The sequence below is a fragment of the Citrobacter sp. Cu096 genome (genome assembly GCF_030332285.1).
In the GTDB taxonomy this organism is placed as follows: domain Bacteria; phylum Pseudomonadota; class Gammaproteobacteria; order Enterobacterales; family Enterobacteriaceae; genus Citrobacter; species Citrobacter meridianamericanus.
The window spans coordinates 14,309-40,443 of record NZ_JAOWID010000023.1 but is presented as its reverse complement, the minus strand read 5'-3'; the positions used below and the strand labels follow the sequence as shown (position 1 = coordinate 40,443).

At 52.8% G+C, this 26,135-nt stretch carries 24 protein-coding genes; 12 read left to right on the top strand and 12 right to left on the bottom strand.

The window, feature by feature from the left end; genetic code table 11:
* Together argR and yhcN are read left to right on the top strand one after the other, a co-directional pair.
* Complete coding sequence (gene argR, locus OGX99_RS09115) at nucleotides 1–471, top strand: transcriptional regulator ArgR (RefSeq protein ID WP_003025162.1); 471 nt, start codon at nucleotides 1–3, stop codon at nucleotides 469–471.
* Between the two features lie 376 nt (nucleotides 472–847).
* Nucleotides 848–1,114 carry a peroxide/acid stress response protein YhcN gene (gene yhcN, locus OGX99_RS09110; RefSeq protein ID WP_003025165.1) on the top strand — a complete coding sequence of 89 codons (267 nt, stop codon included), beginning with the start codon at nucleotides 848–850 and terminating at the stop codon, nucleotides 1,112–1,114.
* 57 nt (nucleotides 1,115–1,171) lie between these two features.
* Here yhcN and OGX99_RS09105 read toward each other — a convergent pair whose 3' ends face one another.
* The 4 genes from OGX99_RS09105 to aaeX form a co-directional block, all read right to left on the bottom strand.
* Nucleotides 1,172–1,450, bottom strand: coding sequence for a barstar family protein (locus OGX99_RS09105; protein WP_151217886.1), 279 nt, complete (start codon nucleotides 1,448–1,450; stop codon nucleotides 1,172–1,174).
* Nucleotides 1,451–1,575: 125 nt separating this feature from the next.
* Nucleotides 1,576–3,543, bottom strand: coding sequence for a p-hydroxybenzoic acid efflux pump subunit AaeB (gene aaeB / locus OGX99_RS09100; protein WP_286543290.1), 1,968 nt, complete (start codon nucleotides 3,541–3,543; stop codon nucleotides 1,576–1,578).
* Between the two features lie 5 nt (nucleotides 3,544–3,548).
* Nucleotides 3,549–4,481 carry a p-hydroxybenzoic acid efflux pump subunit AaeA gene (gene aaeA / locus OGX99_RS09095; RefSeq protein WP_003025174.1) on the bottom strand — a complete coding sequence of 311 codons (933 nt, stop codon included), beginning with the start codon at nucleotides 4,479–4,481 and terminating at the stop codon, nucleotides 3,549–3,551.
* A gap of 7 nt (nucleotides 4,482–4,488) precedes the next feature.
* Entirely contained in the window at nucleotides 4,489–4,692 is a 204-nt protein-coding gene (gene aaeX, locus OGX99_RS09090; protein ID WP_151217888.1) for a p-hydroxybenzoic acid efflux pump operon protein AaeX, read from the bottom strand.
* 184 nt (nucleotides 4,693–4,876) lie between these two features.
* Between aaeX and aaeR the strand changes: the two genes are divergently transcribed.
* Nucleotides 4,877–5,806, top strand: coding sequence for an HTH-type transcriptional activator AaeR (gene aaeR / locus OGX99_RS09085; protein WP_210905444.1), 930 nt, complete (start codon nucleotides 4,877–4,879; stop codon nucleotides 5,804–5,806).
* A 59-nt stretch (nucleotides 5,807–5,865) separates the two neighbouring features.
* Here aaeR and tldD read toward each other — a convergent pair whose 3' ends face one another.
* The 7 genes from tldD to mreB all read right to left on the bottom strand — a co-directional run bounded on the left by tldD (nucleotide 5,866) and on the right by mreB (nucleotide 15,982).
* Entirely contained in the window at nucleotides 5,866–7,311 is a 1,446-nt protein-coding gene (gene tldD, locus OGX99_RS09080; protein WP_187253355.1) for a metalloprotease TldD, read from the bottom strand.
* Between the two features lie 75 nt (nucleotides 7,312–7,386).
* Nucleotides 7,387–11,187 (bottom strand): AsmA2 domain-containing protein YhdP, encoded by a 3,801-nt coding sequence (yhdP, locus tag OGX99_RS09075; protein WP_151217890.1) that lies wholly within the window; start codon nucleotides 11,185–11,187, stop codon nucleotides 7,387–7,389.
* Between the two features lie 114 nt (nucleotides 11,188–11,301).
* Complete coding sequence (rng, locus tag OGX99_RS09070) at nucleotides 11,302–12,771, bottom strand: ribonuclease G (protein ID WP_187253338.1); 1,470 nt, start codon at nucleotides 12,769–12,771, stop codon at nucleotides 11,302–11,304.
* Entirely contained in the window at nucleotides 12,761–13,354 is a 594-nt protein-coding gene (locus OGX99_RS09065) for a Maf family protein (protein ID WP_151217891.1), read from the bottom strand. The genes rng and OGX99_RS09065 overlap by 11 nt, the downstream gene beginning before the upstream one ends.
* An 8-nt stretch (nucleotides 13,355–13,362) precedes the next feature.
* Nucleotides 13,363–13,851: a rod shape-determining protein MreD gene (gene mreD, locus OGX99_RS09060; RefSeq protein WP_151217892.1), complete on the bottom strand. Its 489-nt coding sequence runs from the start codon at nucleotides 13,849–13,851 to the stop codon at nucleotides 13,363–13,365.
* The gene (mreC, locus tag OGX99_RS09055; RefSeq protein ID WP_151217893.1) at nucleotides 13,852–14,874 is read right to left on the bottom strand and encodes a rod shape-determining protein MreC; all 1,023 of its coding nucleotides are present in this window, start codon (nucleotides 14,872–14,874) and stop codon (nucleotides 13,852–13,854) included.
* A 64-nt stretch (nucleotides 14,875–14,938) separates the two neighbouring features.
* Complete coding sequence (mreB, locus tag OGX99_RS09050) at nucleotides 14,939–15,982, bottom strand: rod shape-determining protein MreB (protein ID WP_000913396.1); 1,044 nt, start codon at nucleotides 15,980–15,982, stop codon at nucleotides 14,939–14,941.
* Here mreB and OGX99_RS09045 point away from each other — a divergent pair.
* Nucleotides 15,960–16,280, top strand: coding sequence for a hypothetical protein (locus OGX99_RS09045; protein ID WP_286543287.1), 321 nt, complete (start codon nucleotides 15,960–15,962; stop codon nucleotides 16,278–16,280). The two genes, mreB and OGX99_RS09045, sit on opposite strands and share 23 nt — an antisense overlap.
* A gap of 8 nt (nucleotides 16,281–16,288) precedes the next feature.
* On the opposite strand, the gene csrD is transcribed toward OGX99_RS09045, so the two are convergent.
* The gene (gene csrD / locus OGX99_RS09040; protein WP_252838706.1) at nucleotides 16,289–18,229 is read right to left on the bottom strand and encodes an RNase E specificity factor CsrD; all 1,941 of its coding nucleotides are present in this window, start codon (nucleotides 18,227–18,229) and stop codon (nucleotides 16,289–16,291) included.
* 225 nt (nucleotides 18,230–18,454) lie between these two features.
* On the opposite strand from csrD, the gene acuI reads away from it, so the two are divergent.
* From acuI to prmA, 8 genes are all read left to right on the top strand, one after another.
* Nucleotides 18,455–19,429 carry an acrylyl-CoA reductase (NADPH) gene (acuI, locus tag OGX99_RS09035; RefSeq protein ID WP_286543283.1) on the top strand — a complete coding sequence of 325 codons (975 nt, stop codon included), beginning with the start codon at nucleotides 18,455–18,457 and terminating at the stop codon, nucleotides 19,427–19,429.
* Nucleotides 19,430–19,548: 119 nt separating this feature from the next.
* Nucleotides 19,549–20,553, top strand: a complete 1,005-nt coding sequence (msrP, locus tag OGX99_RS09030) for a protein-methionine-sulfoxide reductase catalytic subunit MsrP (protein WP_210905446.1) — start codon at nucleotides 19,549–19,551, stop codon at nucleotides 20,551–20,553.
* Complete coding sequence (gene msrQ / locus OGX99_RS09025; protein ID WP_151224439.1) at nucleotides 20,554–21,153, top strand: protein-methionine-sulfoxide reductase heme-binding subunit MsrQ; 600 nt, start codon at nucleotides 20,554–20,556, stop codon at nucleotides 21,151–21,153. It abuts the gene before it with no gap.
* Between the two features lie 392 nt (nucleotides 21,154–21,545).
* Nucleotides 21,546–22,016 carry an acetyl-CoA carboxylase biotin carboxyl carrier protein gene (gene accB / locus OGX99_RS09020; RefSeq protein ID WP_003025210.1) on the top strand — a complete coding sequence of 157 codons (471 nt, stop codon included), beginning with the start codon at nucleotides 21,546–21,548 and terminating at the stop codon, nucleotides 22,014–22,016.
* Nucleotides 22,017–22,026: 10 nt separating this feature from the next.
* Nucleotides 22,027–23,376: an acetyl-CoA carboxylase biotin carboxylase subunit gene (gene accC / locus OGX99_RS09015; RefSeq protein WP_003025213.1), complete on the top strand. Its 1,350-nt coding sequence runs from the start codon at nucleotides 22,027–22,029 to the stop codon at nucleotides 23,374–23,376.
* A 107-nt stretch (nucleotides 23,377–23,483) separates the two neighbouring features.
* Nucleotides 23,484–23,726, top strand: a complete 243-nt coding sequence (locus OGX99_RS09010) for a YhdT family protein (RefSeq protein ID WP_016154721.1) — start codon at nucleotides 23,484–23,486, stop codon at nucleotides 23,724–23,726.
* Nucleotides 23,716–25,167 (top strand): sodium/pantothenate symporter, encoded by a 1,452-nt coding sequence (gene panF / locus OGX99_RS09005; RefSeq protein ID WP_151217897.1) that lies wholly within the window; start codon nucleotides 23,716–23,718, stop codon nucleotides 25,165–25,167. Before OGX99_RS09010 ends, panF begins: the two co-directional genes overlap by 11 nt.
* A gap of 11 nt (nucleotides 25,168–25,178) precedes the next feature.
* Entirely contained in the window at nucleotides 25,179–26,060 is an 882-nt protein-coding gene (gene prmA, locus OGX99_RS09000) for a 50S ribosomal protein L11 methyltransferase (RefSeq protein ID WP_286543279.1), read from the top strand.
* Nucleotides 26,061–26,135: the final 75 nt, after the last annotated feature.

Below are 26,135 nucleotides of genomic sequence, written 5' to 3'. Positions count from 1 at the left end.
ATGCGAAGCTCGGCAAAACAAGAAGAATTAGTCAAGGCGTTTAAAGCGCTGCTTAAAGAAGAAAAGTTCAGCTCTCAGGGCGAAATTGTCCTGGCGTTGCAGGATCAGGGCTTTGATAATATCAATCAGTCCAAGGTTTCTCGCATGCTGACCAAGTTCGGCGCCGTGCGTACACGCAATGCGAAAATGGAAATGGTTTACTGCCTGCCAGCAGAGTTAGGGGTACCGACAACCTCCAGCCCGCTAAAAAATCTGGTACTGGATATAGACTACAACGATGCGGTCGTGGTTATTCATACCAGCCCCGGCGCTGCTCAGTTGATTGCACGTCTGCTGGACTCATTGGGGAAAGCGGAAGGTATTCTGGGTACGATTGCCGGTGACGATACTATCTTCACCACCCCAGCGAAGGGATTTACAGTAAAAGATTTGTACGAAGCCATTCTGGAACTGTTCGAACAAGAACTATAGTGCCTCCTCCCCGTCGCCTCGCGACGGGGGAAAAAACTCTGTTTTCTCCCTCTTCCCTCTATTTCCCACTACAACTCGTTTAACAAATGGTGCGTTTAACCATCAAAAACCATTCACGTAGTGAATACGAATACTTTAAAACGCACATTTTGCAAAAATTCATATAATTATGATTTGATTGAATTTATTTATTTAAAGATGTCAAAAACACTCTTTTTAATTCCATTTGGTTATAAAAAAACCATTTCTTAACACCAAATACCAGCAGAAACAATTAGCGTGGTATTAATTTATCAGGTTATTAGTGTATACTTGATTTTGTGATGAGGGTCACGAAACGCAGACCCCTATAAAAGAATTCGACGAGGTAAAAATCATGAAAATCAAAACGACTATTGCAACCTTAAGCCTTCTTTCTGTTCTCTCTTTCGGTGCAAGCGCCGCGGTTACTCAGGTGAACTCACAAGAAGCACAGAACCTGCAATCCATGGGTAGCATCTCCGTATCTCAGATCGGTAGCTCACCAATGGATATGCGTCAGGCCATCGCTGCTAAAGCTGAAAAAGCGGGTGCCAGCAGCTATCGCGTTACCGAGCTCCGTGAAGGCGCTCACTGGCATGCTACTGCAGAACTCTACAAATAAACCCTCGTCGTCTCAGTCCGACGACTTGCCCCCGCCTGCCGGGGGCTTTTTTATGCCTTATATTGAATGCCGAACATTAAAGCGCAACTGCCCTTCCAGCTCTTCTTCCGCTTCATCGAACAGTAAAATCAGCGCACCATATCGTCTGCGTAGCTTGTCCGGCAAATGAACAAATTCAATCTCCAGCGGCAACGGTAAGACTTCCCCGATAACCACCTCCCACAAAGAATCTAAATCAACCACCTTTTCCCTGGCGAGACCGAACGTGCGCGTAAACTCGCGATAGAAATCACCCTGGTCTTCTATCTCGTCAAAATCAAATGTATAGATGTTCATCTATAGCCACCATCCCGACGCCAGTCACTGTCACTCTACGAACCAATAATATGCAGAGACTTCCTGCATTTTCAGGTAAGTATAGCCATAAAAAAACCGACGTTTTTATCGTCGGTTTCTCACATTCAATTGCTGGTCAGCGCATGTTGATACTTATGTAGCATCCCACTGAGTCGTTTTACCGGCTCGGTAACCTGCGGTGGTGCTTGCCAGATGATTAATTTCTCCTGGTAGATCTCAAGCTCTTCCAGCAACTGACTAAAGTAACGTCGCAGCTTGTCGTCGTTTCCTGCAGAAATCACGTGATCGGCAGTGCGGCGAAGCTGGCGATGGAATGCGGAGAGATCCTCGTTTACCGGTACCGGCGCATCGCGCAGGCGCTGATGCGCGATGATCATGGTCAGCGCCAGGCGAAACTTCGCCAGGTCGCCGGGAAATTTGTTCATTAGCAAAAACAGCTGCTGATAAAGCGCCGGAAGATGGTTTTCTTTTCGACGAACCACGTTGGTGGTCATCGCAGAAACCGCCGCCGAGACAAACTGGTTGAGCAACACGCGGCCCGTTCTGTCACGAGAGTTATCACGCACCAACATAATGACGATAAATGCCAGTACACAACCAACAATCTGCCCCAGCGCACTGTCAAGAAACTGGCTAAAGTGGAACGTCATCGGGTTATCCAGCACGATGATATTAATCGTGCTGGCCAGCGCCCCCATCGATCCCAATCGTCTTTTCTGTACCTCGATCCCCAGAAAGAAACCCAGCACCGCCAGGCTCAGACACAGCAACAACATACTTTGCTGGGTATTAGGGATAATCACCAGGAAATAGAGTGCCCCGAGCGGTAACGCCGCCAATGTACCGTATATAAAGTCTATCGCCACCATACGCGGGTTAGGCAAACGCATTGCCAGCGAGGTAACAACCGCAATCATCACCATTGCACCACTGCCGGATGTCCAACCGGTCCACAGCCAGAATAAGGTTCCCAGCACACATGAAAGTGTGGTGCGCCAGAAATTAACCATCGCATGGTGACGCTCGGCAGATTCCACTTTCACCACCGGTTCACCTTGCAGGATCTCTTCTTCGATAGCGCTAATTTTGGTGTTGCTGACAACTCCACGTTTAAGTAACAAATAGCGTGTTGCCGCCCCAGCCCAGGTGTAAATTGTGACAGGTGTGTCACGTTCTCCGGTCCAGGCAATCACCCTACGCATCCGCTTCAACTGTTTATGGACATCCTGTACCGTTTCAACCGGCGTATCGAACAACTCACGGAAGGTATCGGTGATCAATTCTGGTCGGGTGTTCTGAATTAGATAGGTTTCGCAGGACTGCGTGATGAGCGTGAGCGACAACGTATTCAATGCCTTGAGTCTGCGGTTAGCCCGCACCCAGCGCGAGGACTCCATATTCAGGTTACTACGCATCCCTTCCAGCGCCGCCGTTCGCCTGACTAAATCTCCCCAGGCTTTGTCCACTTCCTCACTGTCGCCATGCTTAATGCACAGCTGCATAAGCTGATATTGCGCTACCAGCAGGCTATCCAGTTCGACATCAATTTCCTGTTTCACCGAACGGGGCGAAAAGAGCAGGTCAGCAACAATGGCACAGACAATGCCCATCACAATTTCACTACAGCGTTCGAGCGCAAATTGCGGCGTCAGCAGCGGTTCAGCCTGAATAGTAATGACGATGATCAGAGCCGTATAGCCTGAAAGCCCCCAGGCATAGGAGTTTTCGATCTTCACTAACGATGAGATCCAGGTACAAAAACCGGCCCAGACACAACACACCAGGATCATCAATAGCGGGGCGCGGATCATGCTGATGATAATGATCAGTGCGGCAATACAGCCGATAAATGTCCCGACAATACGCAGCATGCCGCGATAGCGGATAGCACCTGAATAAGGTTCTCCACCAGCGGCAAAGGCCGGACCTGCCGCCACAATGGCCGCGGTCAGCACCGCCCAGCGCGGGGTCTCAAGCTGGAAATGAAAGCCAACGAACAGCGCCAGTACAATCGCGCAGGCCAGTTTTACCGCAAAGCGGATATGCTGATTGGCAATGGAGAAAATACCCATCGCGATTAACCAAATTCGCGCAGGCGGTGCGCCATTTTACGGAAGAAAGATTCCTGACTGGCATCGCGATCCTGCTTGCCGGTAATGACGACGGTCGCCGTCGTCCCGGCAGGCCACAAGGTTCCCTGCTGCTCATCAAGGCGAATTCGCACCGGCACACGCTGCGCCAGACGTACCCATTCAAGATTGGAATCAATGGTCGCCATACCCTTGGCGTCCCGCGTGCTGCTGGCATTCGTTACGCCAGCCGCCACACTATCAACAGTCCCCTTCAGCACATTATTACTGCCAAGCGGGGTGATTTCAGCGCGATACCCAGGACGAACGCCTTCCAGTTTGGTTTCTTCCATATACGCCAGCACATAGAAAGAATGCTGTTTGACTAACGCCACCGCCGTGGACCCGCGCGTAATAAATTCGCCGCTATAGACGTTCAGGTTAGTCACCCAGCCATCTGCTGGCGCGCGGATAACGGTACGCTCCAGATCTAATTTCGCCAGGTCGCGGGTCGCTTGTGCCTTCGCAAGCTGGTGTAATACGGTTTGCAGGACGTTGTTTGACTGATCGATCTCTTCACGAGACATGGCCTGCACGCCAAGTCGGTTACGACGACCGGCCTCCTGGCGTTTTTCCTGCGCCAGAACTTGATAATAAGCGACATCAGCTTCAGCCTGTTCAAGGGCTTTCTTATAGCGTGGCTGATCGATGGTGAACAGGATCTGATCCTTTTTCACCAGTTGGTTATCATGGATGTTAACGTTGGTAATAAGGCCCGCAACATCCGGCGCAATGGCGACAACATCGGCGCTGAAACGGGCATCACGCGTCCACGGCGACTCGGTGTAGAACACCCATGCGCGGAAAATGGCGATGAAGGCCAGAATGACCAGTATCACGGTAATGGCCGTGCGGGAGAGTTTTCTTGTTAGTGTTTTCACTTCAACCTCAAACGAACAGGCGCGTTGTTAAGTAGAACAGACAGCAATACAGCGCGGTGTTAAACAGAGCCGGATGCCAGACAAAATCATAGATACCAGTCGGAACCAGCACCCGACGCACCAGCCAGAAAATCGCCAGTGACAAAAGTAATTCGAAAAAAATCGGTGGGAAGGACAAACCAAACACCACGATAACGGGAAACAGACTCATGTTGACCTTGGTAACGTAAGAGAGTGCAGATGATAGTTTTTCTAGCGTATGTCACCGCAGAGAAGGGCGAGGATGAGCCAGGCGAGAGCGACATAGCCGTTATTTGAATAATAATATATTAACGTAACTGTTATGCTGTTATCTATATTATGTGATCTAAATCACTTTTAAGTCAGAGTGAACAATGGAACGATTAAAACGTATGTCGGTGTTCGCCAAAGTTGTCGAACTGGGCTCCTTCACCGCCGCCGCAAGACAGCTACAAATGAGCGTTTCATCAATAAGCCAGACGGTCTCCAAACTGGAAGATGAGTTACAGGTCAAGCTGCTAAACCGCAGTACGCGCAGCATTGGGCTAACTGAAGCCGGTAAAATTTATTATCAGGGCTGCCGCCGGATGCTGCACGAAGCACAGGATGTTCACGAGCAACTTTATGCCTTTAATAACACGCCTATCGGTACCCTGCGCATTGGCTGCTCTTCAACTATGGCACAAAATGTCCTCGCCGGGTTGACCGCCACGATGCTGAAAGAGTATCCGGGATTGACGGTAAATCTGGTAACCGGCATTCCGGCCCCGGATTTAATCGCGGATGGTCTGGACGTAGTTATCCGCGTCGGCGCGTTGCAGGACTCCAGCCTGTTTTCACGCCGTTTGGGAGCTATGCCGATGGTGGTCTGCGCCGCGAAAAGCTATCTCGCGCAGTTTGGCACCCCGGAGAAACCCGCCGATCTCAGCAACCACTCGTGGCTGGAATACAGCGTGCGCCCGGATAATGAATTCGAGCTTATCGCTCCGGAGGGCATCTCCACCCGCCTGATCCCAGAGGGGCGCTTCGTGACTAACGATCCGATGACGCTGGTACGCTGGCTGGCCGCAGGCACGGGCATTGCCTATGTACCGCTGATGTGGGTGATCAATGAGATCAATCGTGGCGAAGTGGAGATCCTGCTTCCCCGCTACCAGTCGGATCCGCGTCCGGTCTACGCGCTGTATACCGAAAAAGACAAATTGCCACTCAAGGTGCAGGTAGTGATTAACTATCTGACAGACTATTTTGTCGATGTGGCGAAGCTATTCCAGGGAATGTACGGTCGGGGAAAAGAGAAGTGATGATATGCCCGATAGCGCTAGCGCTTATCGGGCAAAAATACCCTTTAAATTACAGTTTCTCAGGCAGTACCGCCCACGGTCAGGTTATCCACCTTCAGCGTCGGCTGACCCACGCCCACAGGCAGACTCTGTCCTTCTTTACCGCAAACGCCAACTCCGTTATCCAGTCTCAGGTCGTTACCCACCATCGAAATCTGCTGCATCGCTTCGATACCGGAGCCAATTAACGTTGCGCCTTTCACCGGTTTGGTCACTTTACCGTTCTCAATCAGATACGCTTCGGACGTCGAGAATACAAATTTCCCGGAGGTGATATCCACCTGGCCGCCGCCGAAGTTAGGTGCATAAATACCGTATTCAACGGATTCGATGATTTCCTGCGGCGTGGATTTCCCCGGCAGCATATAGGTGTTAGTCATACGCGGCATCGGCAGGTGCGCGTAAGATTCACGGCGACCGTTACCCGTTGGCGCGACTCCCATCAGGCGCGCATTGAGTTTGTCCTGCATATAGCCTTTCAGAATGCCATTTTCGATCAGCACGTTGTACTGACCCGGCGTACCTTCGTCATCGATAGCCACGGAACCACGACGGTCCGCCATTGTGCCGTCATCCACCACGGTACACAATTCTGACGCCACCAGTTCACCCATGTGACCGCTGAATACTGATGTGCCACGGCGGTTAAAGTCACCTTCCAGACCATGACCGACCGCTTCATGCAGCAGAACGCCAGGCCAGCCAGCGCCGAGCACCACCGGCAACGTACCGGCAGGCGCGGCCACCGCAGAGAGGTTAACCAACGCCATGCGTACGGCCTCTTTCGCCCATGCGTCAGCACGGACTTCGCCATCGAGATCGGCAAGGAAATAGTCATAGCCAAAACGCCCGCCGCCACCGCTGGCGCCGCGTTCACGCTTGCCATCCTCTTCAACCTGTACGCTTACCGACAAACGCACCAACGGACGGACGTCAGCGGCCAGCGTACCGTCGGTCGCCGCCACCAGAATCAGTTCATAAACACCGGTCAGACTGGCGGTCACTTCCTGAACGCGCTTGTCTGCGGCACGCGCCACGTTGTCTACGCGGCGCAGAATATCCAGCTTCTCTTCACGGCTCATGCTCTGCAGGGGATCAACTGAGGTATAAAGCGCCTGGTGCTCCACCGCCCCCAGCGTTTTTACTTTGCCATCACCGTTGTCACGCACGATGGTACGAGCGGCATGAGCACTTTGTTCCAGCGCCAGCAGGCTAATCTGGTCTGCATAGGCAAACCCTGTTTTTTCGCCGCTGATGGCTCGCACGCCAACGCCCTGATCGATATTGTAAGAACCATCTTTAATGATGCGGTCTTCTAAAACCCAGGATTCGTGATAGCTCGACTGAAAATAGAGATCGCCGTAATCAAGGCGGCGTTCGGCCAGTTGGCCCAGGATGGCAAACAGATCCTGATGTTTCAGGCCATTCGCCGCTAGCAATTGTTCACTTACCAGGTTCAGACTCATCGTTTTGCTACTCATTAGTTACTGCGGTAGAAGATCTATGTAGTGAGATTGGGGCAATTACTCGCCCCCGTCAAATCATTGCTGGCTTTCTTTGCGCGGCTGACGCAGAACTTCGTTGATCTGTGGCTTATCGATCGGACCAGTGATGCGATAGCGCAGAATCGACACTTTGCTCCACAGCGGTCCCAATACCTTACTGGCAGCAAACACCGCAGCACCAACAATCGGGTTGACGGCAAACGCAGCGGCAACCCCTACGGTGGCAGAAATCTCTGGCGCGACCACCGCTTCCATATTCAACTCCCGGCGTACCAGGTTCACCGAGCCTTTCATCGCAATATCGGCTTCCAGACCGTCCACCAGCGTATCATCAGTATGCATCACGCCATCTTTGATCCACGCCGTGCTGCGAATCGAGTCGAAATAGAAGCCTTCGCTGAAGGTATCGCTGAAATCAAAGCGCAGTTTACGCAGCAACGCATCAAAACTTAACAGGCGTAACAGTTGTCCCGCATGACCGGTACTGAGTTCTGTAAGCTCACCTTTGCCCAGGCGGGTACGCAAAATACCATTCAGCGAAGCTAAATCTGGATCCCACGGCGGGTTACGCCAGTGCAGATCGTACTCAACGTTGAACGAAGAGTTGCGAATCGGGGTCGATACGCCAAAGAAGTTGGCCGCGGAGTCAATTTTATTGCCACTCAGTTTACCCTTCAGCGACGTCCGCTCCTTGCCCGGCGCATTCACCCACACGCCGTCGGTGGTCAGTCTGGCAAAACCGGTATCCAACAGGCCGTTACTCAAGGTGAGCGTGTCGCCTTTAATCGCGACATCGGCGTCAATGCGACCGTATTTCTGTCCCCACATCCAGCACTCGGCACAGCGTAGTTGAAGATCCGGCCAGCCACGGAAGCTGACGTTGTCGATGGTGGAAAACGGCGAAGCGGGCGTACTATTCGGTGACGGTTTTGCCGCACTTGGGTTGTAATAAAGATACTTAATATTGGCCAGCCACGGCGCGTTATTGCGCATCGCCAGCGTGGCGTTAATTTCGCGGCCCTGCGCCTGCACGGTGGAGCCATTGATTGACGGCTCAGACACAATACTTAAATTATTCCACTGCTGGCCACCCAGGGATAACGCTGGCGTACGTACCGTGATGCGCTGAGGGAAGTTGGCGTTGGTCCCAACGTTATCCGCAGCACCTTTCTGGAACAAAGCCAGCCATTGCGCCCCATCCATAGGGGGAAGATTAAGCTCAATGCCTTGTTGATCGGGTAACGCGGGCACGGTACGGCTTTCCGACGTCCAGATTGCGCGGTCAAGCGTCAGTTTCTGATTCAGCAACCAGCGGCTGTTAAAGTGATTCTTACTGCCCGCGTTGCCGGTCAGATCAAAACTGCGCAGATTGCCGTTGGCCTTAACGTTAACCGGCAACGCCTCACCGGCAGCCTTATTCAGGGGAGAAGGTAAGTGACTACTTACATTCTTCAGGTCGCCTTTTATCTCTATGTCGTAAGTCGGCCCCGCATGATACGGGAGATCGATACCTACCTTGCCATTCCACGCCATGCTGCCACTTAACGCATCGTTGACCTGCGCCGGTAAAATCCCCATACGGGTTGGCTGCCAGTCACCTTGCAGATTCACGGCTACCTGATAGGCTTTCGCCCCTTCGGTCGTGGAAAAATCGACGTTCAGCGGCTGATTAAACCAGTTCGCCGTCATCGGCTCGCTCTTTAAATCGCCATTGATAAAGCTGAATTTACCGTTCAAATTCTTCAGCGTGCTGTCGAGCGGTTTAATAAACAGGCTGTTATTACGCAGGTTGACATCACCTTTCGCGGTAACCAGCGAGCCGTCTAGCGGAATATCCAGATGTAAGCGAGCATTCACATCGCCGTCAATCTGCAACTGCTCTAGCGTGGCGCCGAGGGAATCCTTCAGCGGCGTCTCATCAAAATAAGGTCCGACCGCCTTGCCTGGTCCGTTAATATCGGCATCAATCAGCAGTTTTTCTTTGGCATAGTCGGGGATATTGGCCGTCAGATTACTGGCCTTCACGCCGCCCAGATTAACGCTATCCGTCTTCATCCACAGACCGTCGTTAATGAAATTCAGTTCAATATTGAGGTCAGTAAGCGCAGGCCAGTCGGGCTGGAAAGCAAATTTCGCGTTGCGTAGCGGCACCAGGACCTGAAATTGCCCCTCATTATGCAGATACGGGAACAGATGCGGGTTACCGCCATACACCAGCGTGGCGTTATCCGCTTCGCCGCCCTGAATAGCGCCACTGAGGTAGTCAACCAGGTCTTTGCCCATCAGATTTTCCGGGAAGTAGCGCCAGGCTTGGGAGCCGTCGTCGGTGCTGATGCCAGCCAGAATACCTAACCACGGTTCATCTCCAGTGGGTTGCAGATAGCGAAAACCACCGCGCGCACGTACCGCTTTCGCTTTCACATCAATGTTGCGCCCGTCTAACTGAAAGCCTTTCTCATTCTTCAGCCAGCTTAGCGTCGCCACGCCGTTCTCTATTTCCAGCGGTGCGCGGAAAACGGTTTCGTACGGCATTTTAGCTTGCTTCATCGAAGCGGTGAGTGCACCATTTTCAACGCTGCCCGCAAGCGTACCGGAGAAATGCTCAGCCCCTGGTAGCAGCTTCCACTGTTTCCAGGCCAGATTGCTCCACGAGGACTGGAAGCGAGTTTTTTCTGTCGCCTGCAGTGGGATATCCAACGCCAGCACATCTATCTTTCCGCTCGGCTGCGTGGCCCGCCAGATATCACCCAGTGCAGGCGATATCCTGGCCGCCATCGGGCGCAGCCCCTCCAACCCAGCCAATTCCAGGTTACTGGCACGAATGCGTAACTCATCGCTGCGTTTATGATTCTCACCACCGACTTCCTGCTCAGGGACCCAGGCCAGCGTTAATGCCCCGCTCGGCCAGGGTTTATCGTCCATGGTGATACGGGTATCAGGGATCGAGAATTGCCAGCCCGGTCCTTCATGGGTAATGTGCGCCGTCAGGTTATCGACAGAGAGCGTGTGAGTATGCTCATCACCCAGCCAACTTGCCCCGCCTTTTTTCAGCCAGACATCACCGCCGGAAACGACCCCTTTGCTAATCGTCATCCAGGCTTCCAGGCTGAAACGCGCAGTTTGCAGCGCAACATTATCCTGCATCCATTTACTCAGCCACGGTTTGACGTCGATGTCATCGGCTTGCAGCCAGACCCGACCGTTATTCAACAGCCCGTCATCGTCGCGCAAATCCATACGCACCTGCATAACACCGTGCTGCCCGGTCAGACTGGAGAGACTGACCAGGCCCTCTGCACGATGGCGGTTTTTACCGTTCAGCCACGTAAGCTGGGGGATCGCCAGTTCTGCACGCTGGCCAGAGAGGGTTAAGAAACTAATCTGGCTGTCACGCAGATCGAAATGATCAAACTGACGCAGAAAGAGATCGCTGAGGTGGCCGGCTTCAATTCCGTCACCGCTTTCACTGTGCTGGATGGGGGTATTGATGCGCAGTTGCAATTGCCAAAAGGTGAGGTCGCGGAACTGCCAGCGCATGTGCAGTAAGCTTTGCCAGACATCCAACGCTAACGTGACGCGCTTTACCGAAAATTCGCCACCGTCTTTTAGCTGCGCATGGATATCGCGCGCTTCAAGCGTAGGACCGAAATTTTGCCAACTTGCGGAAAGCTCACTGGCGGAAACCGGCAGACCGGTGGCGGATTCAATCTTGCCAAGGATGACAGGCCGCCAACTGTCAAGATGAGGTAGCGCCAGGCGCAGCCCACTGACCAGCAGCGCTGCGATGACAACGAATGCGGCTCCAGTGAGCAGTAATATCCCCGGCAATCGCCTCACGCGCCTCTCCTTGTCTACCAAAAAATGTGACTCACAAAACCGTGTTGCCGGATGGCGGCGTGAACGCCTGCTCCGGCCTGCGAGGTATCGCCATCAGGCGTTTACCAGGCCAGATTACATCATGACGACGTCGAACTGCTCCTGGTTATACAGCGGTTCAATTTGAACCTTGACCTGCTTGCCGACAAAGATTTCAACTTCCGCCAACGCATGAGACTCCTCCCCCTTCAGGGCTTCAGCCACCGCCGGAGAGGCATATACCAGGAAACGATCGGATTCATATGCATGGTGAACGCGCACAATTTCACGCATGATTTCATAGCACACGGTTTCCACCGTTTTCACCGTGCCGCGCCCATGGCAGGTCGGACACTCGTTGCACAACACATGTTCCACGCTTTCGCGCGTGCGTTTGCGCGTCATCTCTACCAGACCCAGCTGTGAAAAACCGTTGATGCTGGTTTTTACGCGATCCTTGCTCAGAGCCTGCTCCAGAGAGTGCAGCACTCGGCGACGGTGGTCTTCATTATTCATGTCGATAAAATCGATAATAATAATGCCGCCGAGGTTACGCAGACGCAGCTGACGGGCAATAGCCTGCGTTGCTTCAATATTAGTATTAAAGATAGTGTCGTCGAGATTACGATGCCCAACAAACGCGCCGGTATTAATATCGACGGTGGTCATCGCTTCAGTCTGGTCGATAACCAGATAACCACCTGACTTGAGTTCAACTTTACGCTCCAGCGCACGTTGGATTTCATTCTCAACGTCAAACAGATCAAAGATAGGCTGGCGACCGCTGTAATGCTCAAGCTTACTGGTCATTTCAGGCATATATTCAGCCGTGAATTCCATTAACGCTTCGTACGTCAGGCGGGAGTCGACGCGGATCCGATCAAGCTGGGCGTCAGCAAAATCGCGCAACACGCGCTGCGCGAGCGCCAGCTCACCGTACATTTGATAGCGCGTTTGCGGGCGTTTCTTACGTTCCATGACTTTCGTCCAGACACGCTTCAGGTAGGCCGCATCCGAAGCCAGATCTTCTTCGCAGACGCCTTCTGCCGCCGTACGAATAATGAATCCGCCCTGCTCATCGCAGTAATCCGCCACCACTTTTTTCAGGCGTTCGCGTTCAATTTCGCTTTCGATACGTTGGGAAACGCCAACGTGCGACGCCCCCGGCATAAAGACGAGATAACGGGAAGGCAGCGTGATATCCGTGGTAAGACGGGCGCCTTTAGTACCCAACGGATCTTTTACTACCTGCACCATCAGGTCCTGACCCTGGCGCACCAGTTCAGAGATGTCGCGCACGGTGAACTGTTTTTGTTCTTCACCCGCCACGCATTCGGTGTGCGGCATGATGTCCGAAGCGTGAAGAAATGCAGCTTTATCAAGCCCAATATCTACAAAAGCCGCCTGCATACCCGGAAGTACACGACTTACACGACCTTTGTAGATATTGCCTACGATTCCGCGTCGCGCCTCACGTTCAATATGAATTTCCTGCAGAATACCACCATCAATGTAAGCCACCCGTGTTTCCGATGGCGTTACGTTTACCAACAATTCAGCCGTCATGTTTATCCCTTTTATCACGCAGTGCGTTAAAATTGGTCAGCAACTCATACGTTTCTACCAGCGGTAAGCCGACTACGGCGTGATAGCTGCCATTAATCTTCCTGACAAAACAGCCACCCAACCCTTGAATACCGTATGCACCTGCTTTATCCATTGGTTCACCGCTGGCAACATAACCCGCGATGTCCTCATCGGTTAGTGCTCTGAACGTCACTTCCGTCATCACCAGACAGTCCAGACTGTGCTGGCGGTCGGCCAATGCTACGGCGGTCATGACCTGATGCGTTTTGCCCGACAGTTTACGCAGCATTGCAGCGGCATGGTCGGCGTCATGTGGTTTTTCCAGCACCTCGCCATTAAGGATAACAATGGTATCCGCCCCCAATACCGGCAAATCACGCGCGGCCAGCGCCACGCCAGCCTGCGCTTTTTCGCGCGCCAGACGCGAAACATACTGCTGCGCACTTTCCTGCGGGTGGCGCTGTTCTTCAATTCCAGGAACCAGCCGTTCAAACGTAACACCAAGCTGAGCAAGCAACTCCTGACGACGTGGAGAACCTGAAGCAAGATACAGAGTATTCATATCAACCTTTATTGCACCGCAAACTGCTGACGGACCTTACGCATCAGTAAGAATAGCCATGGCCAAAGCACACCATTCACTACACTACTCCAGAACACTTCGGGTCTGAAAGAGACATTGATCACTAAAAACTCGGCCCAGAAAACAATAATATCCACGACCAGTGATAACAACATGACTACCAGCGCCTGTTGCCAGAGCGCGAGGTTGCGGAATAGCTGGAATTTCAGCGCGACCAGATAAGCAATGATACTCATCGACAGTGCACGCACGCCAAGGGTGGAACCGCTGATGAGATCCAGTATGGCACCCATCACAAATCCTGTGCCTACATTTACGCGATGCGGCAGCGCAAGGATCCAGTACAACAAGATAAGCAGCACCCAGTTCGGCCGGAAAACCAGAATGTCGTCCGGCCAGGGCATGACTTGCAGCAACAGTGCAATAAGGAACGAGAGCCAAATCACCCAACGTCCCTGGCTACGATAGCTTGCCACTTACTGTCCTCCCGGCTTACGCGGAGCAGGCTGTGGCGATGTGGTATCCGCAGGCGCAGGAGTCACGCCTGTTGCAGGAGCTGGCATGGGCGCAGGCGGTCCCATTGCTTCAGGTGCAGGCAGAACTTGCGGCATCATTTGCATCAGACGTTCATTGGCAACACGGTGCACTTCTTCTGGCGTCATCGGATTTGCGCCATTGCGATCGGCGCCCCACAACAGCAGCAGATAGCGCAGACGCTGCAGACCGGCGGTCGGGCGCGCCTGAATCACGGTATATGCGCGCTGCGTGTCCAGCTTAACCGATGAAACGACACCGACCGGATAACCTTCAGGGAAACGTCCGCCCAGGCCCGAGGTAACCAGCACATCACCAACGCGAATGTCGGTATTGGCCGGCAGATGTTCGAGCTGAAGATCGTCGGTGCAGCCGTTACCCGCAGCGATCACGCGAATATCATTACGCAGGACCTGGATCGGTAGTGCATGCGTCGCGTCGCAAATCAGCAGCACGCGGCTGGTCAGTTTAGCCACAGCAACGACCTGACCCACAACGCCTTTGTCGCTAATAACCGGCTGACCTTCATAGACGCCGTTAACGCTCCCTTTGTCGATCACGACCTGATCGCTGTAAGGGTCATTAACCGTTGAGATGACCTGCGTCACCATCTTTTGTTCGTCCTGACGTAGCGGCGATCCCAGCAGCTCGCGCAATCGCGCGTTCTCCTGTTTATATTGCCCCAACATCAGCAGCTCGCTGTTTTTCAGCAGCAGTTCCTGACGCAACGCCCGGTTTTCAAGTTCGAGTTGATCGCGCGAAGCCAGCGTTTGTGAAACGCCGTCGAGTAATTCACGGGGAGCATTTGAGATAAAGTAGAAAGGACTGACGGCGGTATCCATGTACGTTCGGATTTGACTAAACGTACCCAGGCGGCTGTCGGCAATAATAACGCCGAGCGCCACCAGCACCGCCAGAATAAGGCGAATCTGTAGCGACGGGCCACGGCTAAAAATTGGCTTCATAGTCTATGCGTATTCTCGTATCAGAGCGGAAGGGCAACCCGCGGGCTACCCAGCCTGCATCCGATTACTCTTCGCTGAACAGGTCGCCGCCGTGCATATCGATCATTTCCAGCGCCTTGCCACCACCGCGCGCCACGCAGGTCAGCGGATCTTCAGCAACAACAACTGGAATACCGGTTTCTTCCATTAACAGACGGTCAAGGTTACGCAGCAGCGCGCCACCACCGGTCAGCACCATGCCGCGTTCAGAGATATCAGACGCCAGCTCTGGCGGGCACTGTTCCAGTGCAACCATTACCGCGCTTACGATACCGGTCAGAGGTTCCTGCAGGGCTTCCAGAATCTCGTTGGAGTTCAGGGTAAAGCCGCGTGGAACACCTTCTGCCAGGTTACGACCGCGAACTTCGATCTCGCGGACTTCGTCGCCCGGATAGGCGGAACCGATTTCGTGTTTAATACGTTCTGCGGTGGCTTCACCGATCAAAGAACCGTAGTTACGACGAACATAATTAATGATGGCTTCATCAAAGCGGTCACCACCAATACGAACAGAAGAGGAGTAAACCACGCCGTTCAGGGAGATAACGGCAACTTCAGTCGTACCACCACCGATATCCACAACCATAGAACCGGTTGCTTCAGAAACTGGCAGACCGGCACCGATCGCAGCCGCCATCGGCTCTTCGATCAGAAAGACTTCACGGGCACCAGCGCCCTGTGCGGATTCACGGATCGCACGGCGTTCAACCTGCGTTGCTCCAACCGGTACACACACCAGTACGCGCGGGCTTGGGCGCATGAAGCTATTGCTGTGCACTTGTTTGATAAAGTGCTGGAGCATTTTTTCAGTCACGAAGAAGTCAGCGATAACGCCGTCTTTCATTGGGCGAATTGCAGCAATATTGCCCGGCGTACGACCCAGCATCTGCTTCGCATCATGACCTACTGCAGCCACGCTTTTCGGCGAACCGGCACGATCCTGACGAATGGCCACAACAGAAGGCTCATTCAATACGATGCCTTGTCCTTTTACATAAATAAGGGTATTCGCGGTACCCAGGTCAATGGACAGGTCATTGGAAAACATGCCACGAAATTTTTTCAACATACTAAGGGATAATCCTGAAAGCTGGGGCGGAAAACAAAATCCGCTTACTTTACCAACCACACGCAGCAGCGACAAGGCGCAAAAATCATCTGCTACGGTGAAAATTAGTGCAGTTCGTTTCCTTTGTTACAAAACCGGCCTGAATCCATCAGGGCTGAATAAATCAGCAGCACTCCTCGCTTTTGTTTGCAACCTGTCAAAGGTCATTCACCTGCATGTTTGCTGTTACAACCTGGCGAGCAGACAAGCACACCCCCAGAAGGCACAGCGCGCGTTATTCTACGTGAAAACAAATTAAACGGCAGGTTAAACCGAGTATCTTTGCGAATATTTTTTCACGTTAGTGTCAAGTGGCTGTGATGCGGCAAAAAAATCCCCTTGCCCACCAGAAACTCCACGTTCCGTCAGCGTGTGCCACTCACTACGCGAACGAACGCCCGTGGCGTAAACCTGCGTTGGTGTTCCTGAACAGGCCTCTACCAGGCTTTGAACCAGCAGCTGGTTTTCCGTTCGTTTATCAATATTCCTCACCAGGCTTGGATGTAGCTTCAATAACTCAACGTTAAGCTCCTTGATCCAACTGGTACTCACCAGCGTTAAGCCCGCCTGCGTCACAGCGATTCGCACACCCAGCGCCCCCATCAATCTGATGACGGGTTGTAACCGGCTGATATGTTGACAGACATCTGCCTCCGCAAGTTCAATAATTATGCGTTTGCGTAATGATTTTTCGCACTGCATCAGCGTATCACGTAGCCAGCGCTGAAAACGCGGGCGAATGAGTGATTCAACCGTTGTCTGCATCGCCAGACTTTCCTGCGGCCAGTACCCCAACAGCAGGATCAAACGGCTGATTTGCAGACGGTCATACTCTTCAGCCAGGCCAAACTGCAGCACCATCGGCATATATTCCGCCGAAATAACCTCTTCGCTGCCATCAAAAATACGGCACATCAGCTCCCGATGATGTACTCGTCCTTCACGCGTTACCGCAGGCTTTTGATAAATTCTCGGCCCGCCCCGACTGAGCATCTGTTCGATTAGCGTTCGCCAGCGTACGTTGCCCCGACCTTTTTCCGGCAGTGAATCATCATAGACCGACCAGCTGTTCCCACCCTGTAATACCGAATTCCGCGTGGCGGCTTCGGCATGATCCATCACTTGTTCTGTCGACTGCCCGCTGCGACAAACACAAATGCCGATATGAATCATATCGGCACGATCGATCATTTTATTAGCCGGAAGCGCGTCCACCGCTTTTAATAATTGCCCCGCGATGCTTTCCGCCTCTTTCAACGTGCGGTGCGGCAGCAGGATGGCAAAATCGCTACGGTGGTAGCGCGCCAGCAACGCGCCTGGATAGCGCGTCATAAAAGTCGACAATAAATTGATGAGCATTGAAATTTGTTCTTCCGCGAGGGTAATTCCCCAGCTATCGCGCAGCAGCGTAAAGTCTGGAAGGCGCACCATCATCACGACGCCATGCGATCCCACTTTTTCCTGATCTTCCAGTAGCGTTGCCAGTTGGTTATCAAAGAACAAGCGGTTACTCAGCCCGGTTTTTGTATCCTGCGCCACATAGGAACGAATCAGCGTATCGAGGCGACTGCGTTGTTCGCGAGCATTTTGAATCTCGGCCAGGAGCATATCGAGCGCGCTACTGGTACGTGCTGGCCATTCATAGACCGTTCCCCGCACGTTCGGTCCACGTTCACCATTCAGAATGCGCGTTGAACGAATCTCCAGCAGCTCTTGCCCTGAAAGCTGACGCTGAAGCCAGCGCACCGACAAAAAGAGCATCAGTATAATGAAAGCAATCGCCAGCGTGAGCGGTGCGGTGGTCAGCAGCGAATGGAAATAGTTACCCATCGGATCCTGATAAACCAGACGCAGCGACATACCCGGGTTCTTGATCAACGGGACGGTGATATCGCGATAGAGATTATTTGTCCCCGCCGGGCGATAGCTGCTGGTGCGGGAGTGCTCATACACCACGTGCTCGCCCTGCATCAGTTGTATACGCACGATATCAACCGAAACCATCAGTTCATCGATTTGCGGGGTTAACGCAACGACATCGCGGGAGACAAGTTGAGTATCAATCGCCGTCGCCACCCCCTGAACACGGGTGGTGAACTTATATTGAACTGCGTTGTAGAAACTCAGCGAGCAGCCGATGAGAGTTACGAAAATCGTTAACCCAGTAAGCAGCGTGACAAAAGCTGAAAATTTCGTCGTTAATCGCATCCTTGTGTTAACTCCGACAGTTATGAAACAGGCATGAAAGTGATAAAGCGACGCGCAAATGCAAAGCTGAACGCAAAATCCGTCCATTTATACAAACAGTGTGGGCATACTACCAAATCAGGTATATCTGGCAATTTATTGCGCAGAATCGGCATCATGTTTTGATTAGCGAGTATAGTCTTCATAATTAATTTTCCAATCCACCAGACGAATTGAGGACAGGTTATGCAGGCTTTGATCTTAGAACAGCAGGACGGAAAAACCCTCGCATCCGTTCAACCCCTCGACGAAAATCAGCTACCGGAAGGCGATGTGACGGTGGATATCCACTGGTCAAGCCTGAACTACAAAGACGCCCTGGCTATCACTGGCAAGGGTAAAATCATTCGTAATTTTCCGATGATTCCTGGTATCGATTTCGCCGGTACCGTTCGCGCAAGCGAAGATCCCCGTTTTCATGCAGGTCAGGAAGTTTTGCTGACCGGCTGGGGCGTGGGTGAAAATCATTGGGGTGGACTGGCAGAACGCGCACGCGTGAAAGGCGACTGGCTGGTTACGCTGCCAAAAGGGCTGGACGGACGTAAAGCCATGGTCATCGGTACCGCCGGTTTTACCGCCATGCTGTGCGTCATGGCGCTGGAAGATGCCGGCATCCGCCCGCAAGACGGTGAGATTGTTGTCACCGGCGCCAGTGGCGGCGTGGGCAGCACGGCCATTGCGTTACTGCATAAGCTGGGTTATCAGGTTGCGGCGGTTTCGGGTCGCGAAAGCACCCACGACTACCTGAAAAGCCTGGGCGCTAGCCGTATTCTTGGTCGCGATGAGTTTGCAGAATCACGCCCGCTGGAAAAACAACTGTGGGCTGGTGCAGTTGATACGGTTGGTGACAAAGTCCTGGCGAAAGTACTGGCACAGATGAACTACGGCGGCTGCGTTGCCGCCTGTGGCCTGGCAGGCGGTTTTACTCTGCCGACTACGGTGATGCCGTTCATTCTGCGTAACGTTCGTTTGCAAGGGGTAGACTCAGTGATGACTCCTCCGGAACGGCGTGCACAAGCCTGGGCGCGACTGGTGAAGGATTTGCCGGAATCGTTCTATGCTCAGGCCGCCACGGAAATTACGCTGGCAGATGCACCGAAGTTCGCCGATGCCATCATCAATAACCAGGTGCAAGGCCGTACGCTGGTGAAAGTGAAGTAATAGACCGTGGCGCAGAAATTTACACTTAATTAACCAAATTTCACGGCATATCTTCAGACTCCCTGCCATATTAACTACGCGTCCCCTGTCAGTTATGACGCGTAAGCCGGGAGTCTGTTATGAAGAAATTACGTCCATTTACAGAAGCCGACGTCACTGACGAGTCGGCTTTTTTTATGCAGCGCCGCCAGGTTCTGAAAGCATTAGGGATCAGCGCTGCCGCGTTGTCTTTGCCCCTCTCTGCGCAGGCCGATCTTCTTAGCTGGTTTAAGGGCAACGATCGCCCTCCAGCACCCGCAGGTAAGCCGCTTGATTACAGTAAGCCCGCCGTCTGGCAAAATTCGCTTCCTTTAACGCCTGCGGATAAGGTTTCTGGCTACAACAACTTCTACGAGTTCGGTCTCGATAAGGCGGATCCGGCAGCCAATGCTGGCAGCCTGAAAACCGATCCGTGGACGTTGCAAATCAGTGGCGAGGTGGCAAAACCACTCACCCTCGATCACGATGCCCTAACCGCCCGTTTCCCGCTGGAAGAACGGATTTATCGGATGCGCTGCGTGGAAGCCTGGTCAATGGTCGTGCCGTGGATTGGGTTTCCGTTACATAAACTGCTGGCACAGGTTGAACCGACCGGCAACGCAAAGTATGTTGCGTTCGAAACGCGCTACGCGCCGGATGAAATGCCAGGACAAAAGGATCGCTTTATTGGCGGCGGGCTGAAGTATCCCTATGTTGAAGGGCTGCGTCTGGATGAAGCGATGCATCCACTCACACTGCTCACCGTAGGGGTTTATGGTAAGGCCCTTCCCCCACAAAATGGCGCGCCCATCCGCCTGATTGTGCCGTGGAAATACGGATTTAAAGGCATTAAGTCGATCGTGAGTATTAAACTCACCCGCGAACGTCCCCCGACCACCTGGAACCTGGCTGCCCCCAACGAATACGGGTTTTATGCCAACGTTAATCCGCATGTCGATCATCCCCGCTGGTCCCAGGCCACAGAGCGTTTTATTGGCGCAGGCGGTATTCTGGACGTTCAGCGCCAGCCCACGCTGCTGTTTAACGGTTACGCCGACGAAGTCGCTTCGCTGTATCGAGGACTTAATCTGCAGGAGAATTTTTAAGTGCGCCTGACTGCAAAGCACATTACCGGGCTGAAAGTTTGCCTGCATCTTGCAGGCTTTTTACCGTTTGTCTGGCTATTTTGGGCGGTAAACCACGGTGGACTGAGCGCCGACCCGGTCAAAGATATCCAGCACTTTACCGGTAGGACAGCTCTGAAATTCTTGTTGGCGACCTTGCTGGTCTCTCCACTCGCGCGCTACGCTAAACAGCCATTATTGATACGCACGCGTCGCCTGTTAGGGCTATGGTGTTTCGCCTGGGCGACATTGCATTTAACCAGCTATGCGCTCCTGGAGTTGGGTATTAATAATCTGACGTTGTTAGGGCGGGAGTTAATCACGCGACCTTACTTGATGCTGGGCATTGTCAGTTGGGTGATCTTATTCACCCTCACCTTAACGTCCACGCAGGCGGCACAGCGAAAGCTGGGGAAAAAATGGCAGTATCTGCACAACTTCGTCTATCTTGTGGCGATTCTGGCACCCATACATTATCTGTGGTCGGTAAAAATTATCTCCCCTCAACCGATTATTTATGCCGCACTCGCGGCGGTGCTGTTAGCCTGCCGCTACAAGAAGTTTCGCCAGTGGTGGCGGTAGTTTCACGATATGTGCAGTACGTTGCAAAATGCGGACGATCCGATTTTCTTTACATGTTAACGGTTGATTATCTTCCCTGATAAGACCAGTATTTAGCTGCCAATTGCTACGAAATAGTTATAATGTGCGACTTTGCTATCCCCGGTAGCGTTTTTACGGCGTGGAAAGGGTGACATTCGCATATTGAAGGTATATTTTGTCTTTTACCCGAAAATGGCAGAAGATAGCCGCACAATGACTAACAAGTCTGGCAATCTCATATAATGGCCGCAGCACCCAGTGCAACGCCTGAGATGCGTGGCATCTTGTCACTCACTGTTATAAAAATGCTATACAGACGGCGGTAAAACGCTTGTCACAATCTCACTAAACAAAGAGTACGGAACCCACTCATGGATATTCGTAAGATTAAAAAACTGATCGAGCTGGTTGAAGAATCAGGCATCTCCGAACTGGAAATTTCTGAAGGCGAAGAGTCTGTACGCATCAGCCGTGCAGCGCCAGCTGCAAGTTTTCCAATGATGCAACAAGCTTATGCTGCACCAGTGATGCAGCAGCCAGCTCTGTCTAACGCTGTCGCACAAACTGCCTCTCCAAGTATGGAAGCTCCGGCAGCAGCGGAAATCAGTGGTCACATCGTACGCTCCCCAATGGTTGGTACGTTCTACCGCACCCCGAGCCCGGATGCTAAAGCGTTCATCGAGATCGGCCAGAAAGTGAATGCGGGCGATACCCTGTGCATCGTTGAAGCCATGAAAATGATGAACCAGATCGAAGCCGACAAATCCGGCGTAGTTAAAGCGATTCTGGTAGAAAGCGGTCAACCGGTAGAATTTGACGAGCCGCTGGTCGTCATCGAATAACGAGGCGAACATGTTGGATAAAATTGTTATCGCCAACCGCGGCGAGATTGCCTTGCGTATTCTTCGTGCCTGTAAAGAACTGGGCATCAAGACTGTCGCGGTGCATTCAAGCGCGGATCGCGATTTAAAACACGTATTGCTGGCGGATGAGACGGTCTGTATTGGCCCGGCTGCGTCCGTAAAAAGCTATCTGAACATTCCGGCTATCATTAGCGCTGCTGAAATCACTGGCGCGGTGGCAATTCACCCGGGTTATGGCTTCCTCTCTGAGAACGCCAACTTTGCTGAGCAGGTAGAACGTTCCGGCTTTATCTTCATCGGTCCGAAAGCCGACACAATCCGCCTGATGGGCGACAAAGTGTCTGCGATCACCGCCATGAAGAAAGCTGGCGTACCGACAGTACCAGGCTCTGATGGCCCGCTGGGCGATGACATGGACGCTAACCGCGCTCATGCTAAACGCATCGGTTATCCGGTTATCATCAAAGCCTCCGGCGGCGGCGGCGGTCGCGGTATGCGCGTCGTACGTAGCGATGCCGAACTGGCACAATCCATCTCCATGACCAAAGCGGAAGCGAAAGCGGCTTTCAACAACGATATGGTTTACATGGAGAAGTACCTGGAAAACCCACGCCATATCGAAATCCAGGTGCTGGCAGACGGTCAGGGTAACGCGATTTATCTGGCTGAGCGTGACTGTTCCATGCAGCGTCGTCACCAGAAAGTCGTCGAAGAAGCACCAGCACCGGGCATTACCCCGGAACTGCGTCGCTACATCGGTGAGCGTTGCGCCAAAGCGTGTGTTGATATCGGCTATCGTGGCGCGGGTACTTTCGAGTTTCTGTTCGAAAACGGTGAGTTCTACTTCATTGAGATGAACACCCGTATTCAGGTTGAACACCCGGTTACCGAAATGATCACCGGCGTTGACCTGATCAAAGAGCAGCTGCGTATCGCTGCGGGACAACCGCTGTCCATCAAGCAGGATGAAGTTGTGGTTAAAGGCCATGCGGTTGAATGCCGTATCAACGCCGAAGACCCGAACACCTTCCTGCCAAGCCCGGGTAAAATCACGCGTTTCCACGCGCCGGGCGGATTTGGTGTGCGCTGGGAGTCTCATATTTACGCAGGCTACACAGTACCTCCGTACTATGACTCAATGATCGGGAAGCTCATTTGCTACGGTGAAAACCGCGACGTAGCAATCGCCCGTATGAAAAACGCATTGCAGGAACTGATCATCGACGGTATCAAAACCAACGTTGATCTGCAGATCCGCATCATGAATGACGAGCACTTCCAGCATGGTGGAACGAATATCCACTATCTGGAGAAAAAACTCGGACTCCAGGAAAAGTAAGCATGCGTTAACCGAAAAGGCCGGAAATTCCGGCCTTTTGTTTTTCTCCCCTCCCGTACGCGCCATAAGGTACAATCCCCGCTTTCTTTATCTACAAGGGACAAAAAATGGACGCTCGTTTTGTTCAGGCCCATAAAGAGGCGCGCTGGGCGCTGTGGCTGACCCTTTTATATCTTGCCACATGGTTAGTGGCCGCTTACTTACCAGATTCCACGCTCGGCTTTACCGGCTTACCGCACTGGTTCGAAATGGCCTGCCTGCTAACGCCGCTGGTTTTCATCGTACTGTGCTGGGCGATGGTGAAGTTTATCTATCGCGACATTCCGTTGGAGGATGACGATGCAGCTTGAAGTTATTTTGCCGCTGGTCGCCTATCTGTTGGTGGTCTTCGGTCTCTCTGTTTACGCCATGCGTAAGAGAGCGACCGGTACTTTCCTGAACGAATATTTCCTCGGCAGCCGCTCGATGGGTGGGGTCGTGTTAGCCATGACGCTAACGGCAACCTACATTAGCGCCAGTTCGTTTATTGGCGGCCCTGGCGCGGCTTACAAATACGGATTGGGATGGGTGCTGTTGGCAATGATCCAGTTGCCTGCCGTGTGGCTCTCTTTGGGGATTCTCGGGAAGAAATTCGCCATTCTGGCGCGCCGCTATAATGCCGTTACCCTTAACGACATGCTGTTTGCCCGCTACCAGAGTCGTCTACTGGTGTGGCTGGCAAGCCTGAGCCTGCTGGTCGCGTTTGTTGGAGCAATGACCGTACAGTTTATTGGCGGCGCACGATTGCTGGAAACCGCAGCGGGCATTCCTTACGAAACCGGTCTGCTGATCTTTGGCGTCAGTATCGCATTGTATACTGCGTTCGGCGGATTTCGTGCCAGCGTACTGAACGATACCATGCAAGGCATGGTAATGCTGATTGGTACTATCGTGCTGCTGATCGGCGTCGTTCATGCCGCCGGTGGCCTTAGCAATGCAGTGGTAACCCTACAGACCATCGACCCGAAACTGGTCTCACCGCAGGGTGCGGATGACATTCTGTCACCCACGTTTATGACCTCATTTTGGGTATTGGTGTGTTTTGGCGTAATTGGCCTGCCACATACGGCAGTACGCTGTATCTCCTATAAAGACAGCAAAGCAGTCCACCGCGGAATTATCATCGGCACCATCGTAGTGGCGATCCTGATGTTTGGTATGCATCTGGCAGGTGCATTAGGACGGGCGGTAATCCCTGATCTGACGGTACCGGATCTGGTTATCCCGACCCTGATGGTAAAAGTGTTGCCACCGGTAGCTGCCGGGATCTTCCTTGCGGCTCCCATGGCCGCGATCATGTCGACGATCAATGCCCAATTGCTGCAAAGTTCCGCTACGATCATTAAGGATCTGTACCTGAACCTTCGTCCGGAACAGCTTAAAAATGAAACCCGGCTGAAGCGCATGTCGGCCGTGATTACCCTGCTGCTCGGTGCGTTACTGCTGCTGGCTGCCTGGAAACCGCCAGAGATGATTATCTGGCTTAACCTGCTGGCGTTTGGCGGGTTGGAAGCCGTCTTCCTGTGGCCGCTGGTGCTGGGCCTGTACTGGGAACGAGCAAATGCTGCTGGCGCATTGAGTGCGATGATTGTCGGCGGCGTGCTTTATGCCGTACTCGCGACCTTTAACGTTCAGTACCTGGGCTTTCATCCGATTGTGCCTTCGTTACTGATAAGCTTGCTGGCTTTCCTGATCGGTAACCGTTTCGGTTCCACCGTCCCGCAAGCTGCCATATTGACTACTGATAAATAAAGAGTTTTGCCATGCCATGGATCCAACTAAAACTGAACACGACCGGTGCCAACGCTGAAGAGTTAAGCGATGCGCTGATGGAAGCGGGCTCCGTTTCCATTACTTTCCAGGATACGCATGATACGCCGGTATTTGAGCCTCTGCCGGGCGAGACTCGCCTGTGGGGTGATACCGATGTTATCGGCTTGTTCGACGCAGAAACCGACATGAAAGAAGTCGTTGCCATCCTGGAACAGCATCCGCTGCTGGGTGAAGGCTTCGCGCATAAAATCGAACAGCTTGAAGATAAAGACTGGGAACGCGAATGGATGAATAACTTCCACCCGATGCGTTTTGGTGAACGCTTGTGGATTTGCCCGAGCTGGCGCGATGTCCCGGATGAGAATGCCGTCAACGTAATGCTGGACCCGGGTCTGGCGTTTGGTACAGGTACTCATCCAACCACTTCGCTGTGCCTGCAATGGCTGGACGGTCTCGATCTAAACGGCAAAACGGTTATCGACTTTGGTTGCGGCTCAGGCATTCTAGCGATTGCGGCCCTGAAGCTGGGCGCAGCGAAAGCCATCGGTGTCGATATCGATCCGCAAGCAATTCAGGCCAGCCGTGATAACGCTCAACGGAATGGTGTTTCTGAGCGTCTTGAGCTTTATCTACCGAAAGACCAGCCAGAAGCGATGAAAGCCGACGTGGTGGTCGCTAACATCCTCGCGGGTCCATTACGTGAACTGGCGCCGTTAATCAGCGTACTGCCCGTTGAGGGCGGTTTACTGGGGCTTTCTGGCATTCTTGCCAGTCAGGCGGAAAGCGTCTGTGAGGCCTATGCCGATCTCTTTACACTCGATCCGGTTATCGAGAAAGAAGAATGGTGCCGCATTACCGGTAAGAAAAAATAATCCCTTCCGGCGTGGTTATCTGACCACGCCATTTTCAGACAATTGACCAGCACAGCGATACCTCTCCTCGATATA